Annotated in this window: 11 protein-coding genes; 6 read left to right on the top strand and 5 right to left on the bottom strand. The window is 69.4% G+C overall.

The window, feature by feature from the left end:
- Positions 1-75: 75 nt before the first annotated feature.
- From ACFQY2_RS06955 to guaB, 3 genes are all read right to left on the bottom strand, one after another.
- A complete protein-coding gene (locus tag ACFQY2_RS06955; protein WP_378744940.1) occupies positions 76-627 on the bottom strand; it encodes an OsmC family protein in 552 nt (183 codons plus the stop codon).
- A gap of 81 nt (positions 628-708) precedes the next feature.
- Positions 709-984, bottom strand: coding sequence for a DUF2277 domain-containing protein (locus tag ACFQY2_RS06950; protein ID WP_378744939.1), 276 nt, complete (start codon positions 982-984; stop codon positions 709-711).
- A 51-nt stretch (positions 985-1,035) separates the two neighbouring features.
- Complete coding sequence (gene guaB, locus ACFQY2_RS06945) at positions 1,036-2,538, bottom strand: IMP dehydrogenase (protein WP_378744938.1); 1,503 nt, start codon at positions 2,536-2,538, stop codon at positions 1,036-1,038.
- A gap of 285 nt (positions 2,539-2,823) precedes the next feature.
- Between guaB and ACFQY2_RS06940 the strand changes: the two genes are divergently transcribed.
- From ACFQY2_RS06940 to ACFQY2_RS06925, 4 genes are read left to right on the top strand one after another with little or no spacing between them, the layout of a single operon-like run.
- Complete coding sequence (locus tag ACFQY2_RS06940; protein ID WP_378745047.1) at positions 2,824-4,161, top strand: branched-chain amino acid ABC transporter permease; 1,338 nt, start codon at positions 2,824-2,826, stop codon at positions 4,159-4,161.
- Positions 4,162-4,164: 3 nt separating this feature from the next.
- Positions 4,165-5,142: a branched-chain amino acid ABC transporter permease gene (locus tag ACFQY2_RS06935; RefSeq protein WP_378744937.1), complete on the top strand. Its 978-nt coding sequence runs from the start codon at positions 4,165-4,167 to the stop codon at positions 5,140-5,142.
- A 55-nt stretch (positions 5,143-5,197) separates the two neighbouring features.
- On the top strand, positions 5,198-6,139 hold the full coding sequence (locus tag ACFQY2_RS06930; protein ID WP_378745046.1) for an ABC transporter ATP-binding protein: 942 nt from the start codon (positions 5,198-5,200) through the stop codon (positions 6,137-6,139).
- Positions 6,136-6,924, top strand: a complete 789-nt coding sequence (locus tag ACFQY2_RS06925) for an ABC transporter ATP-binding protein (protein WP_378744936.1) — start codon at positions 6,136-6,138, stop codon at positions 6,922-6,924. Before ACFQY2_RS06930 ends, ACFQY2_RS06925 begins: the two co-directional genes overlap by 4 nt.
- Before the next feature lie 95 nt (positions 6,925-7,019).
- Here the strand turns inward: ACFQY2_RS06925 and ACFQY2_RS06920 are convergent, their stop codons facing one another.
- Positions 7,020-8,282, bottom strand: a complete 1,263-nt coding sequence (locus ACFQY2_RS06920) for an ABC transporter substrate-binding protein (RefSeq protein ID WP_378744935.1) — start codon at positions 8,280-8,282, stop codon at positions 7,020-7,022.
- Positions 8,283-8,420: 138 nt separating this feature from the next.
- Positions 8,421-9,332: an EamA family transporter RarD gene (gene rarD, locus ACFQY2_RS06915; RefSeq protein ID WP_378744934.1), complete on the bottom strand. Its 912-nt coding sequence runs from the start codon at positions 9,330-9,332 to the stop codon at positions 8,421-8,423.
- A 129-nt stretch (positions 9,333-9,461) separates the two neighbouring features.
- On the opposite strand from rarD, the gene ACFQY2_RS06910 reads away from it, so the two are divergent.
- Together ACFQY2_RS06910 and ACFQY2_RS06905 are read left to right on the top strand one after the other, a co-directional pair.
- Positions 9,462-11,414, top strand: a complete 1,953-nt coding sequence (locus tag ACFQY2_RS06910; RefSeq protein ID WP_378744933.1) for an Hsp70 family protein — start codon at positions 9,462-9,464, stop codon at positions 11,412-11,414.
- A gap of 106 nt (positions 11,415-11,520) precedes the next feature.
- Positions 11,521-13,980, top strand: a complete 2,460-nt coding sequence (locus ACFQY2_RS06905; RefSeq protein WP_378744932.1) for a LuxR C-terminal-related transcriptional regulator — start codon at positions 11,521-11,523, stop codon at positions 13,978-13,980.
- Positions 13,981-14,070 lie beyond the last annotated feature (90 nt).

The raw sequence follows: 14,070 nt of genomic DNA, 5'->3' as shown, positions 1-14,070 counted from the left end.
GCGCGGGAGCACGTCACCGCGTCACCGGCGCCGACCGCGCGAGTCGCGCCCGACCAGCCCCGGCAGCGGATGTCGTCAGGCGAGCGCGCCCGTGACCGGGACGGTGTTCGCGAACAGGTCGAGCACGGGGCAGTGCTCCTCGACGACGGCGCGCAGCTTCTCGTACTCCTCAGCGCTGTCCGGTCCGGTGATGTCCACCTTCACCCGCACGTCCTGGAATCCGGCGCGACCGGACTCGTCGATGCCGAAGAGCTTGCGCACGTCCAGGTCGCCCTCGGCGCTCACCTCGATCTCGTCGATCGTCAGACCCAGAGCCTGCGCGTACAGGCGGAAGACGACCACCTGACAGGAGATCAGCGCACCGAGCGCGTACTCGACGGGGCTCGCCGCCGCGTCGTCGCCCGCGAGGGCCGCCGGCTCGTCGACGAGGAAGGTGTGCTTGCCGGCACGGATCTCCGTGCCGACCGAGCCGACTCCACGCCCGGTCACGCGGTAGGTGAGCTGCGCATTGGTCGCGTCGCGTGCGATGCGCTCGCTCCACACCGAGCCCGCGTCGGCGAGGCGCTGCGCGCGCTCGTCTGCGGTGACGGGAGCGAGGGCGATGGTCTGATCGTCGAGAAGAGTCATGCGGCGACGGTAACCGGGCGAGCGCCGGCCTCGCATCCCGCGTGGTCATGCACCGCAACACCCCGTCACGGAGCGAAACAGTCAGGCCGCGTACCGGCCGGATGCCACCGCGCGGGCGCGCCCCTTGGCCGCTTCCTCCTCACGGTTCTTCGGCGGACGCACCGTCACCAGATCGTCGAGCAGATGCTGCGTGGCATGTGCGATCTCGGCGACGGCCCCGTCGAAGACCTCCTGGTTGGCTTTCGACGGCCTGGTGGTCCCGGCGATCTTGCGCACGTACTGCAGCGCCGCCGCGTTCACCTCGTCGGTGGTCGCCGCCGGCTCGAAGTTATGCAGAGTGTGGATGCTTCGGCACATGCCAGCACAGTACGCCGGCCATGGGACGCGCGGAAGACCCGGGGGGCCGACTCACTTCTTGTAGTTGGGCGCCTCGACGACGATCTGCACGTCGTGCGGGTGCGACTCCTTCAGCCCGGCGGAGGTGATGCGCACGAACCTGCCGCGCGACTTGAGCTCGTCGATGGTGCGCGCGCCGACGTAGAACATCGACTGACGCAGCCCACCGACCAGCTGGTAGGCGACCGCCGACACCGGGCCGCGGTACGGGACCTGGCCCTCGATGCCCTCGGGAATCAGCTTGTCGTCGCTGGGCACGTCCGCCTGGAAGTAGCGGTCCTTCGAGTAGGAGGTCTGCTTGCCGCGGGTCTGCATCGCGCCCAGGGATCCCATACCGCGGTACAGCTTGAACTGCTTGCCCGACTGGAAGACGATCTCACCCGGCGACTCGTCGGTCCCGGCCAGCAGGGAGCCGAGCATGACCGCATCCGCTCCCGCCACCAGTGCCTTGGCGATGTCGCCCGAGTACTGCAGTCCACCGTCGGCGATCACCGGGATGCCGGCAGGAGCCGCGGCCAACGAGGCCTCGTACACCGCGGTCACCTGAGGCACGCCGACCCCGGCCACGATGCGCGTGGTGCAGATCGACCCGGGGCCGACGCCGACCTTGACGGCGTCCACGCCGGCATCCACCAGCGCCTGCGCACCCTCCCGGGTGGCCACATTGCCCCCGATGATGTCGATGTTCTCGAAGCTGGGGTCGGCCTTGAGCCGCTTGACGAGGTCGATCACGCCCTGGGACTGCCCGTTGGCGGTGTCGACGACGAGCACGTCCACCCCCGCGTCGCGCAGCGCCTCGGCGCGCTCCCAGGCGTCGCCGAAGAAGCCGATCGCCGCGCCCACGCGCAGCCGCCCCTGGTCGTCCTTGGTGGCGAGGGGATACTTCTCGCTCTTGTCGAAGTCCTTGATGGTGATGAGGCCGGCGAGCTTGCCGTCGTCGTCGATCAGCGGGAGCTTCTCCACGCGGTGCTTCGCGAACAGGGCGATGACCTCTCCGGCCGCCACGCCCACCTTCGCCGTGACGAGGTTCTCGCTGGTCATCACGTCCTTCACCAGCGTGGTCTGACGCTCGAAGCCCGAGACGAAGCGCATGTCGCGGTTGGTGATGATGCCCACCAGACGTCCGTCGCCGTCGACGACGGGCAGCCCGGAGATGCGGTAGCGGGCGCACAGGTTGTCGACCTCTTCGACGGTGGCGTCGGCGGTGGTGGTGATCGGGTCGGTGATCATGCCCGACTCGCTGCGCTTGACGCGGTCCACATCGGCGGCCTGGTCCGCGATGGAGAGGTTGCGATGCAGGATGCCGATGCCGCCCTCGCGGGCCATGGCGATCGCCATGCGCGCCTCGGTGACGGTGTCCATGGCGCTGGAGAGCAGCGGGGTCGCGACCGAGATGCGGCGGGTGATCCGCGAGGAGGTGTCCGCATCGCTGGGGATGACGTCCGTATGGCCCGGCAGCAGCAGCACGTCATCGTAGGTGAGTCCGACGAAACCGAAGGGGTCGTGCTGCGACATGAAACTTGCTCCTCTGCGCCGGGGCGCGATCGAGTGACGAGATGCGCGTGGACGACTGCAGCCGGGACGGGAGCGGCGTCCTCCGTATACCGATTCTAAGCGCGGCGCGCCTGCGGGTATTCCGTGAGTGACGGATGCGAGCACGCCGGTCACGTCGCGATCCGGACACGGTTGATGCGAACCGGGCCGTCGACGGGATACGCTCAGTGCGACGTCCATGACCGAACGGCGACCCGAAGTCCGTTCGAGGGCACTCGATGTGGAGGATGCGTGGGACTCAGAACGATGACGCTTCGGCGCCCCAAAAACGGGCTGATCGCGTTGCTGGCGGCGCTTTTGGCTGCGTTCCTGGTGCTCGGCATACCCGCCGGCGCAGCACAGGCCGATACCACCGATGACGGCCAGGAGATCACCCCGTTCTACTTCGCAGGGAACATCACCTTCGAGGGGACGCCGATCGATGGCGTCACCGTCTCCGTCGATGGTCATGGCTTCGACGCGAAGACGGAGACGGATGCCGACGGCAAGTGGCGCCTCTACGTTCCGGAGAAGGAGAAGTACACCCTCGCCATCGACGAGGACACCCTCCCGGACGGCGTCATCGTGGACGCGACCAAGCTCCCGGAGGGCGTGGAGGCCGTCGACGGCACCAGCGGCTCCTTCGAGGCCGAGTTCGGCCTGACCGGCACGAAGATCATCAACCTGTTCCTCGGGCAGGGCGAGCGGATCACGGTGTCGTTCGCCGACCAGCTCATCTCCAGCACGGTGGGCGGGATCAACTTCGGCCTCCTCCTGGGCCTGGCCGCGATGGGCGCGGCGCTGATCTACGGCACGACGCGGCTGTCCAACTTCGCGCACGGCGAGATGGTCACCTGGGGCGGTGTCGTCGTCGTGCTGTTCACCTCGTTCTGGCAGCTTCCGCTGTGGGCGGGTCTGATCGCCGCGATCATCGGCGGCGGCGTGCTCGGGTGGGCGATGGATGCCGGCCTCTGGCGGCCGCTGCGCCACCGGGGTCTCGGCATCGTGCAGCTGCTGATCGTCAGCATCGGCCTCTCTCTGGCCCTGCGGTACGTGCTGCAGTACATGATCGCCGGCGACACGCACCAGCTTCCGGGTGCGAGCCCGGCACCCATGCACTTCGGCCCGATCACCCTGTCGTACATCGATCTGATCGGCATGGCCATCAGCCTCGTCGCGATCCTCGGGATGGCCTACTTCCTCACCCGCACGCGCATCGGCAAGGCGACCCGCGCGATCTCGGACAACCCGCAGCTCGCGGCCGCGTCCGGCATCGACGTCGACCGGGTCGTGCGCATCGTGTGGATCCTCTCCGGGGCGCTCGCCTCGCTCTCCGGCATCCTCTGGGCCTACTTCCGCCCGGGCGTCAAGTGGGACATGGGCATGCAGATGCTGCTGCTGATCTTCTGCGCGATCACGCTCGGCGGCCTCGGCTCCGCGATAGGAGCCCTGATCGGCTCGATCATCGTCGGCATCGCCGTGGAGGTCTCGACCCTGCTGGGCGTGCCCTCCGATCTCAAGTACGCGACGGCGCTGGTCGCACTGATCGTCATCCTGCTGGTCAGGCCGCAAGGCCTGCTCGGTCGCAGGGAAAGGCTGGGCTGACGCATGGACTTCGGATCGATCTTCGGCAACACCGCCGCCTACTTCCTCAGCCCCGTCACCATCGCGTATGCGCTGGCGGCGACGGGCTTGGCCGTGCACTTCGGGTACGCCGGTCTGCTCAACTTCGGCATGGCGGCCTTCATGGCCGTCGGTGCCTACGGCTATGCGATCCCGGTGCTCGTCTTCGGCGCCCCCTGGTGGCTGGCGATGCTCATCGGCCTGGGCAGCGGCGCGGTGCTCGCCCTGCTGCTCGGCATCCCCACCCTGCGCCTGCGTGCCGATTACCTCGCCATCGCGACCATCGCGGTGGCCGAGGTGGTGCGCCTGCTGTTCCTCACGCGGCTGTTCGAGGACGTCACGGGTGCCGCCGGCGGACGCACCGGGTACCACGGCAGCTTCCGTTCGGCCAACCCGTTCCCCGAGGGCTCCTACGGCTTCGGGCCCTGGACGTTCAGCGCGACCGAGCTGTGGAACCTCGTGTTCGGCCTCATCCTGCTCGCCGCGTCGATCCTGCTCGTGTGGGCGCTCATGCGCAGCCCGTGGGGGCGCGTGCTCAAGGGCATCCGCGAGGACGAGGATGCCGTGCGCTCACTCGGCAAGAACGTGTTCGCCTACAAGATGCAGGCGCTCGTGATCGGCGGCGTGATGGGAGCCGCCGGCGGCATCGTGTTCGTGCTGCCCTCTGCCGTGGTGCCCGGCAGCTATTCCACGTCGTTGACGTTCTTCCTGTGGACCGTGCTGCTGCTCGGCGGCGCAGCCACCGTGTTCGGTCCGACGCTCGGCGCGGTGCTGTTCTGGGTGCTGTTCGCCTTCCTCGGCAACCTGCTCCCCCAGATGGCCGGCGCAGGCTACCTGCCCATGACGGCCTCCCAGGCTGAGATCGTCCGGTGGATCCTCGCCGGCGTGGTGCTCATGCTGATCGTGATCTACCGCCCGCAGGGCATCCTCGGAGACAAGAGGGAGATGACCTTTGTCAAGTGAGAACCAGTCGGCCCCTGAGCCTGTCGAAGGGCCGACGACAACCCAGACGGGCAGCATCCGCCGTCAGAAGACGACCGGGCTCGCCAAGGGCCCGGGAGCCCCCGGTGTCGCCAAGGTCGACCCGATCCTCGTCGTGGACGGGGTGGAGCGTCACTTCGGCGGACTGGCCGCGGTCAACGTCGAGCACCTCGAGATCCCTCGCGGCGCGATCACCGCGCTGATCGGGCCGAACGGCGCGGGCAAGACCACCCTGTTCAACCTGCTGTGCGGCTTCGACAAGCCCAACAGCGGCACCTGGGTGTACGACGGCAAGAACCTCGCCGGCATCCCGGCGTTCAAGGTCGCCAGGATGGGCCAGGTGCGCACCTTCCAGCTGACCAAGGCGCTGTCTCTGCTGACGGTTCTCGAGAACATGAAGCTCGGCTCCCCCGATCAGCCCGGCGAGAGGTTCTGGGCCAGCCTGATCCCCGCGCTGTGGCGCAGGCAGGAGGCGGAGATCGAGAAGAAGGCGCGCGAGCTGCTGAAGCTGTTCAAACTCGACGCCAAGGAGAAGGACTTCGCGGCCGCGCTCTCCGGCGGGCAGCGCAAGCTCCTCGAGATGGCGCGCGCGCTGATGAGCGATCCGAATCTGGTCATGCTCGACGAGCCGATGGCCGGCGTCAATCCTGCTCTCACGCAGTCGCTGCTGGATCACATCCTCGGCCTGAAGGATCGCGGCATGACCGTGCTGTTCGTCGAGCACGACATGCACATGGTGCGTCACATCGCCGACTGGGTGGTCGTCATGGCGGAGGGCCGGGTGGTCGCCGAAGGCCCGCCCGACACCGTCATGGAGGATCAGGCGGTCGTCGACGCGTACCTCGGCGCACACCAGGACGTGGACCTCGGGGAGGTCACCGGCCGCATCGGCGTCGTGTCTCAGACCGAGGCCATCCGGGTGCGCGAGAAGATCGAGTCGGCCGCCGAGGCCGAGCTCGAGGAGGAGGAGAAGTCATGACCGACGCCCCGACCGGCCCCGAGCACGTCGGCGAGACCGCCGTCGCGGACGACCGCGACGTCGTCGTCCAGCTCACGAACGTCCACGCCGGCTACTTGCCCGGAGTGAACATCCTCAACGGCGCCAACCTGATCGCGCGCAAGGGCGAACTCGTCGGCATCATCGGCCCGAATGGCGCCGGCAAGTCGACCCTGCTCAAGGCGATCTTCGGTATGGTGCAGGTCCGCGACGGCGACATCACCGTCGACGGCTCGAGCATCGTCGGCCTCAAGGCCGACAAGCTGGTCGCCAAGGGGGTCGGGTTCGTGCCGCAGACGAACAACGTCTTCCCGTCGCTGACGATCGCCGAGAACCTGCAGATGGGCCTGTACCAGAACCCGAAGATCTACAACGAACGGCTGGAGTTCGTCACCGGCATCTTCGCCGAGCTCGGCACGCGGCTCAAGCAGCGCGCCGGCTCGCTGTCCGGCGGCGAGCGCCAGATGGTGGCGATGTCGCGGGCGCTGATGATGGATCCCTCGGTGCTTCTGCTCGACGAGCCGTCCGCGGGGCTGTCGCCGGTGCGTCAGGATGACGCGTTCATCCGCGTCTCCGACATCAACAAGGCCGGCGTCACGACCATCATGGTCGAGCAGAACGCCCGCCGCTGCCTGCAGATCTGCGACCGCGGCTACGTGCTCGACCAGGGCAGGGACGCTTACGAGGGCACCGGTCGCGCGCTGCTGGAGGACCCGAAGGTGATCGGCCTGTACCTCGGCACGCTCGGCCAGGAGGACGCCGCCTGACCGCATCCGTCCCCGACCGCCGTTGAGGCGGCGCGCAGGACGCAGAAGAAGGGCTCCGGATGCCGAGGCATCCGGAGCCCTTCTTCTTCCGCGGCTTACTTGATGCGGGTGTTGTTGTTGTCTGCGCCGTACTCGTAGACGCCGATGGCGGCGCCCTTGGGGTCGTTGTTCTCGTCGAACGTGATCTCGCCGGACAGACCGTCGTAGTCGGCGGTGCCGCCGTCGTTGATGATCTTGGCGCACTCGGCGAACGTGGTGCACTTGGTGCCGTCACCGTCGCCGCCGGAGATCTCGCGCATCGCGCCGGCGATGTCCTTGCCCTCGACGGACTGGGCCTTGAGCGCGGACAGGGCGATCAGCATCACGGCGTCGTAGGCCTCGGCCGAGTAGGTGACGTCGTTGATCTTGTCGTTGCCGGCCTTCGTCCAGACCTCGTTCAGCTGGTCCAGGAAGTCGGTCGGGAGCTCGGCACCGGCTCGGGTGCCCTTCGAGCCCTCGAGCTTGATCGGCAGGTTGTCCTTCTCGTAGTTGGACAGGTTGCCGTCGACCATGTACAGCTTGCCCGTGTCGACTCCGGCGTTGCCGAGCAGGGGTGCGATCGTCTTGAACTGCTCGTACGAGACGATGGCGACGGCGTCGGGCTTCGCGGCGGCGACGGCCTGCACCTGGGCGTTGAACTGACCGTCGCCCTGGTTGTAGGACTGCTCGGCGACGACCTTGCCGCCGGCGCCTTCGAACGTGTTCTTGATGGCCTCGGCCAGACCGGTGCCGTACGGGTCGTTCTGGTAGATGATGCCGAGAGTCGTGTTGCCGTCCTCCGCGATCTGGTTGCCGAGCACCTCGCCCTGGAGGTTGTCGCTCGGCGCGGTGCGGAAGTACATCGGGTCGATGCCGGTGAAGTCGGCCGACGTGTTCGAGGGCGAGACGGTCACGATGCCCGCGCCGACGTTGCCGTCGAGGATGAGCTTCGAGACGCTGGAGGACGCGGCGCCCACCATGGCGGTGATGCCCGAGCTCTGCAGCTTGGCGACCGAGGTCTCATAGGCCTTGTTGTCGAGGTCGCCCTCGTCGGCCTGGCTCAGGTCGACCGTGACGCCGGCATCGGCCTCGTTGATCTGCGAGACGGCGAGCTGCACGCCGGCTTCCATCGGCGCCCCGAGGAACGCCAGCTGACCGGTGACCGGAAGCAGCGATCCCAGCTTCAGCGTCAGGTCGACTGCGGCCGGCTTGTCGCCGCCCGTGGTCGGCTCCTCGGCGGCCGGTGTTCCGGCACAGCCGGCGATGACCAGTGCGGTCGCGCTGACCAGCGCGATCCCTGCGAAGATTCTCGCGGGTCGCGAGCCCTTCATAGCGTCCATGTTGCTCCCTTGCGTAACTGAACGTGGATTCCCACCTTCGGGTGTCTCTTACCCTATTGGCTCGGATGCGCGCCCGGATGCCGCGCGGGTATCGGTCCCTTAACGATCCGATCGCGGCGCTCCCCCGTGCTCGGCCGCTCAGACCAGCGGTGGCGGCGCGTCGCGGCGCGCGCGGCCCTTGTGCAGCAGGATGTCACCGAGGAAGACCCCGATCGCGACCCACACGAGGATGAAGCCGATCCAGCGCTCCGTCGGCATCGGCTCGCCGAGCACCGCCCAGCCGAGCAGGAACTGCATGATCGGCGTGATGAACTGGATCATCCCGACCAGGCTCAGATCCACCCTGCGCGTACCGGCGGCGAAGAGCAGCAACGGCACGGCGGTCGCGATGCCCGCGCAGCAGAGCAGCACCGTGTGCACCGGGCTGACGGTTCCCATCGTGATACCCCCGTTCGCGGCCACGACGATGAGGATCACCACCCCGACGGGGATCATCCAGAACGATTCGAGCGTGAGCCCGCTGACGGCATCCACCGCCGGGCCGATCTTCTTCTTCACCAGCCCGTACAACCCGAACGAGGCTGTCAGCGACAGGGCGATCCAGGGGAAGGAGCCGTAGGCGACGATGATCACGCCCACCGCGACGGCGGCGATGCCGATCGCCACCCACTGAGCGGTGCGGATGCGCTCGTGCAGCACCAGCACGCCCAGGAGCACCGTGAAGATCGGATTGATGAAGTAGCCCAGGCTCGTCTCGACGACCTGCTCGTTCATCGTCGCGAACACGAACACCTGCCAGTTCGCGTAGATCAGGATGCCGGCGAGCGCGGTCAGCGCGAGGAGCCTGGGTCGGCGCCAGATCTCGGTCACCCTCTGCCAGCCCCGGGTGGCGACCAGCAGCAGCAGGCAGAAGACCAGGGTCAGCAGCAGACGCCAGGCGACGACCTCGAACGCGCCCGTCGGCGCCAGCAGGATGAAGTACAGTGGGAAGACGCCCCACAGCAGATACGCGGCGATCGTGTACAGGGTGCCGGCGGACTTCGTGCTCACCGAGCAAGCCTAGTGGCGCAGGTCTCGGAGGGATGCGACTACGCGGGTAGAAGCCTCTTCCCTCACGGCTGCGGAGCGCCTATAGTGGGCGCATCCGAATCTGGATACTGGGGAAATCGGCGGGAATCGATGAGCGAGTTCGTACTCGCGCTCGACGCAGGTATGACCGGTGTGACGACGGTCATCATCCGCGCTGCTGCGCATGAGGAATCGCAGGACGCTCCGTCCGCGGCGGGACGCGAACGGGCCGACATCCCCGCGCTCGCGTTCATCACCGATGACGGTGACGCCGTCTTCGGCACGGAGGCGGCTGAGCGCGGTCGAGACCGTCCCGAGCGCGTCGTCCGCCAGTTCACCCGCAGCATCGGCGCCCCGGTGCCCTTCGTCGTCGGCGGGTTCGCGGTGAGCGCGGACGAGCTGTTCGCCCGTCTGGTGGCCTGGATCCTCGAGACGGTGTCGGCCGAGCACGGCGCCCGACCGGCTGCGGTCGCCATCGCGCATCCGAGCTCGTGGTGCGGGCATCGCGCCACTCTCGTGCGCGAACGACTGCGCGAGTTCGGTGTCGACGACGTGACGATGATGCCCTCGGCCGTCGTCGTGGCGCAGCAGCTGGCGTCGTCGTCGTCGCGCGGTCACACGGTCGGGGTGTACGACCTGGGCGGCGGCTCGGTCGAGGCGACGCTGCTGCGCGGTGGACGCGTGCTGGGTGAACCGCAGACGATGGACGTCGGCGGCGAGGACGTCGACGCGGCGCTGCTCGATCATGTCCTCTCCCTGCTCGGACGAGATACCGGAGAGCGCCCGGACCGTGCGGAGCTGCTGGCGGCGCGCGCAGCGGTCGTGAGAGCGAAGGAAGGACTGTCGTTCAGCGCCGACGTCTCGGTGCCGATCGCGGTCGGCGGGCGCACCTCGACCGTGCGGGTGACCCGCTCGGAACTGGACGCGATGGCATCGGCGCCGATCGCCCGGACCCTCGGCGCGCTGGAGCAGGCCATGGAGAGCACCGGGATCGACGTCGCAGACGTCGACGAGATCGTCCTCGTCGGCGGCTCCGCCCGCATCCCCCTCGTCGCACAGATCCTCTCCGCGCGGTTCGACCGGCCGCTGACCGTTCCCGCCGATCCGCAGTTCGCCGTCGCGGAGTCGATCGCACGCATCGCGTCGGTTCGTCTGCAGCGGCGATCGGCGGCACTCGAACTCTCCGCCCGGCAGGAGGCGCCCCAGTCCGCCGCCGTGCGCCGAGATGGTCCGGCGGCGACGCGGTCGTCGACCGGACGACCCCGGCAGTCGTCACACGGCGCGGTGACCGCTGTGCGGTCGGCGCCCTTCCGGATTCCGTACGGGGCGGCAGCTGCCATGGTCGCGGCGGGGGTGATCATCGCGACCGGGATGGTCTTCGCCGCGACGACCCCGCTCGGCGGCGGTTCGGATGCGGCCAACGGGTCCTCTCCGGAGGAACCGCGTCGCGGTGAACCACGGTCACTGGTGCGCACGGTCTCCGATTACTCAGCGGACGGGGTGACGCGCGGCGACGACGCGCCACCCGCCGACCCTGACACGGGCGAGACAAACCGCTCCGATGCTGTGGACCTCGAGGACGCACCGGTGGATCGCGCGGAACCGCGTCGTGGAGGACCATCGATCGATGCGCCAGGGCCCGAACCCGCCGAGAGTTCGCCCCCGCGCTCCGCCCCCGCGGCCGATCCCACGCCGACGGGCGGCACCACGCCGCCCACGTCGACACCGATCGTCCCGGCGACGCCGGTCCCCTCACCACCTGCGACGCAGGACCCGCCCACCGAGGCCGGCCCCGAGCCGGAATCCACATCCGATCCGGTCGCCGACCCCGACCCGACGCCGGTATCGGACCCGACCCCGGCGGCCGACCCGACGCCGACATCCGATCCCGCAGACGACTCCGCACCGGCATCGGACCCGGCACCGGCATCCGATCCCGTGCCCGCGTCGGACCCCGTGCCGACATCCGCCTCCGACCCGTCGGTCACATCGGCGGAACCGGCACCGGCGACCACGGAGCCGTCGTCGCCGACCGACCTGCCCCGCGAGGCCACGGCGGCCTGAACTGCACCACCCCGATGCCATGCCACGCACCTCCCCCGCCTCCCCCGAGCGGACTGCACCTGGGCATCGCCCTGCGGCCGGGTCTCCGCTGAGCTGGGAGCGCCGGATGCGGCCTGCGATCGACGCGATCAGCCGCCGCACCGCCCGAGGGGCGCTGATCGGAACGGCCGGTTCCGGCAAGTCCAGCGGCCTGCAGCACCTGTACGAGCTCTTCGCCGAGCAGGCGCGCGAGGTGCAGCTGCTGCACGACATCACCGTCGACATCCCCGGCATCCCCCTGGAGCGCGTGCTGCTGGTCGATGACCTCCACCTGCTCTCGGAGCAGCGTCTGCAGCAGCTCGGCGAACGCGCCGAGGACCCTGCGGCGTCGCTGATCATCGCTCGGCGTCCGTGGCCCACGCGACCCGCCCTGCGCGCCATCACGCAGCGGCTCGAGCAGCACGCCCCCGCGATCGTGCTCGGCCACGTCACGCGGGCCGACCTCCTCGACCGCCTCGAATCCCTGGATCTCCGCCTTCCGGAAGCCTGCATCGAGCACATCCTCGAAGCGACCCGTGGCATCGCCTGGCTCGTGGCAGCCGCCGTGCAGTACCACGACCCGCGTGAATGCGCCCACGATGGCGCCCACACAGCCTTGGATCGCGCCCTGGCCCAGCACATCCTCCACAGACTCGACACCATCGACGACCGGTTGCGACGCACCATCGAGGAGGTGTGCGTCGCGGCACCGGGTGAGGCCCTCACCGACGCCGACGCCGGATCCGACTGGGCACTGCAGGGATACGCCCAAGGGCTGCTGCTGCGAAACGGCGAAGCCGCGCCCGTCGTGCGCCTCGCCGTGCGCGAGGCACTGCCGGCTCATCGGCTGATCGACCTGTGCACGCGTTTCCCCGGGTCGCTGCGCGATCCTGAGGGTCTGCGACCCCTGCGCGACGAACGCGTCGCGGACGCGCTCATCTCCTCAGCGGATCGGATCCTGCCGGATCAGCCGCATCTGGCCGGCGAGCTGTACACGGCCGCAGTGCAGTGCGGCGCGCAGGAGCAGGCGCTCGCACCCCGGCGTGCGAGTGCGGCATGGTCGGCGGGCGCCCTCGATGAGGCCACGACTCTCGCCGAGAACGCTCTCGCTTCGGGACCCGGCCGAGCGCAGTCGTCGCTGATCGCCGTGGCCGCAGCAGCCTGGTCGGCCCGCGCCCTGATGTCTCAGGCGCATCGGGTGAGTCAGGCGGTACCTCCGTCGGATGCCGTGACCGGCGCGAACGCGACCATCGCGGCCCTCGGTGTGGGCGCCGAGGATCCCGGTGACCCGCCGCGGGAGTCCGGTGCGCTGCCCTCCGCACTGAGCGTGTCGACCGACCTGCTGCGCGGCGCGCTGCGGTCGACCCTGGGGCCACGGGCGACGGAGTCGCCGCTGACCGATCTGGTCCGCTCCGCGGAGATCTACACCACGTCGCGGCGCAGCGACCCGCTGTGCGAGCTCCCCGCCGTCGTCGCCGCCGTCGTGGCTCTGAACCTGGGCCGCCTGGCGACCGCGCAGACCGTGCTGGACGACGCGATCGCACGCGATCACGGCGGCCCGTGGGGCCGCACGCGTTTGCTGCTGTGGCGCGCCTGGGTGGCCGCCCACCGCGCGCATCCCGCCGAGGCGAGAAGCAGCCTGCAGAGCGCTCTGGCGGGCGGGCGGGAGCGGCTGTGCACGCGGGATGCGCTGCTTCTGCAGGCCGTGCGCGTGGCGATAGCGCGCCGCTACGAGGACGCGGCGGGGCTGGAGGCGGCGTGGCAGGACGCGCGGCCGACTCTGCTGCGCGCCGACGTCGACCTGTTCCTGCTGCATCCGCTCGGCGAACTGGCCAGCGCCGCGGCACGGGCAGGCGATGCCGCACGCGTCGAGCCGCATCTGCAGCGCGCTCAGCAGATCGTCGAGAGCCTGGGCAGTCCCCCTCTCTGGGCGTCGCACGTGCACTGGGCCGGCATCCAGCAGGGCATACTGCTCAGTCGTCCCGACCGGCTCGCCCCGCATGCGAGAGCACTGGTCAACGCCGCGGCGCACAGCCGGGTGGCGGCCGGCATGGCGAAGGCGGGTCGCGTGTGGACGGACGTCCTGGCCGGATCCGTCGACGTGGACGCCGTCGTCTCCGCTGCCGAAGGCCTCGCCGCCGCCGGCCTGATCTGGGATGCCGCACGGCTGGCGGGTCACGGTGCTGCACGCAGCACCGACCGCAAGGTCGCCGCGCAGCTGCTCGCCTGCGCACGGGAGCTGCATCCGAACGACGGCCCTCGCCGTCCCGTGCCGACTGCGGACGACGACGCGCCGGCGCAGACCAAGGCCGCCCCGGCGGATGTCCTCAGCGATCGGGAGATCGAGGTCGCCCGCCTCGTGCTGCAGGGGAAGACGTACGCGGAGATCGGCGAGGCCATCTTCATCTCCCCCCGCACGGCGGAGCATCACATCGCGCACATCAGGCATCGTCTGGGGGCGGCCTCGCGCTCGGAACTCCTCGCGCGGCTGCGGCTTCTGCTCGGCGAGGGCACTCCGGACTCGGCCCCTCAGGACGAAACCCCATGACCCCCCATGCACGGCATCGGGCAAACCCCCGATGCCGTCGGCGACCGTCGACAATACGATCTGATCAGGTTCGGACAGTGCTGGCGCAAC

Origin of the sequence: Microbacterium sp. GCM10027623 (assembly GCF_042666935.1) — a bacterium.
GTDB lineage: Bacteria > Actinomycetota > Actinomycetes > Actinomycetales > Microbacteriaceae > Microbacterium.
Note: the sequence above shows the minus strand (reverse complement) of the source record. Positions and strands in the feature narration are given on the sequence as shown.

Bases quoted from the DNA above. Each gene is read 5' to 3' on its own strand.
- ACFQY2_RS06955 (WP_378744940.1), bottom strand. From the start codon at position 627: ATGACTCTTCTCGACGATCAGACCATCGCCCTCGCTCCCGTCACCGCA.
- ACFQY2_RS06950 (WP_378744939.1), bottom strand. From the start codon at position 984: ATGTGCCGAAGCATCCACACTCTGCATAACTTCGAGCCGGCGGCGACC.
- guaB (WP_378744938.1), bottom strand. From the start codon at position 2,538: ATGTCGCAGCACGACCCCTTCGGTTTCGTCGGACTCACCTACGATGAC.
- ACFQY2_RS06940 (WP_378745047.1), top strand. From the start codon at position 2,824: ATGACGCTTCGGCGCCCCAAAAACGGGCTGATCGCGTTGCTGGCGGCG.
- ACFQY2_RS06935 (WP_378744937.1), top strand. From the start codon at position 4,165: ATGGACTTCGGATCGATCTTCGGCAACACCGCCGCCTACTTCCTCAGC.
- ACFQY2_RS06925 (WP_378744936.1), top strand. From the start codon at position 6,136: ATGACCGACGCCCCGACCGGCCCCGAGCACGTCGGCGAGACCGCCGTC.
- ACFQY2_RS06920 (WP_378744935.1), bottom strand. From the start codon at position 8,282: ATGGACGCTATGAAGGGCTCGCGACCCGCGAGAATCTTCGCAGGGATC.
- ACFQY2_RS06910 (WP_378744933.1), top strand. From the start codon at position 9,462: ATGAGCGAGTTCGTACTCGCGCTCGACGCAGGTATGACCGGTGTGACG.
- ACFQY2_RS06905 (WP_378744932.1), top strand. From the start codon at position 11,521: ATGCGGCCTGCGATCGACGCGATCAGCCGCCGCACCGCCCGAGGGGCG.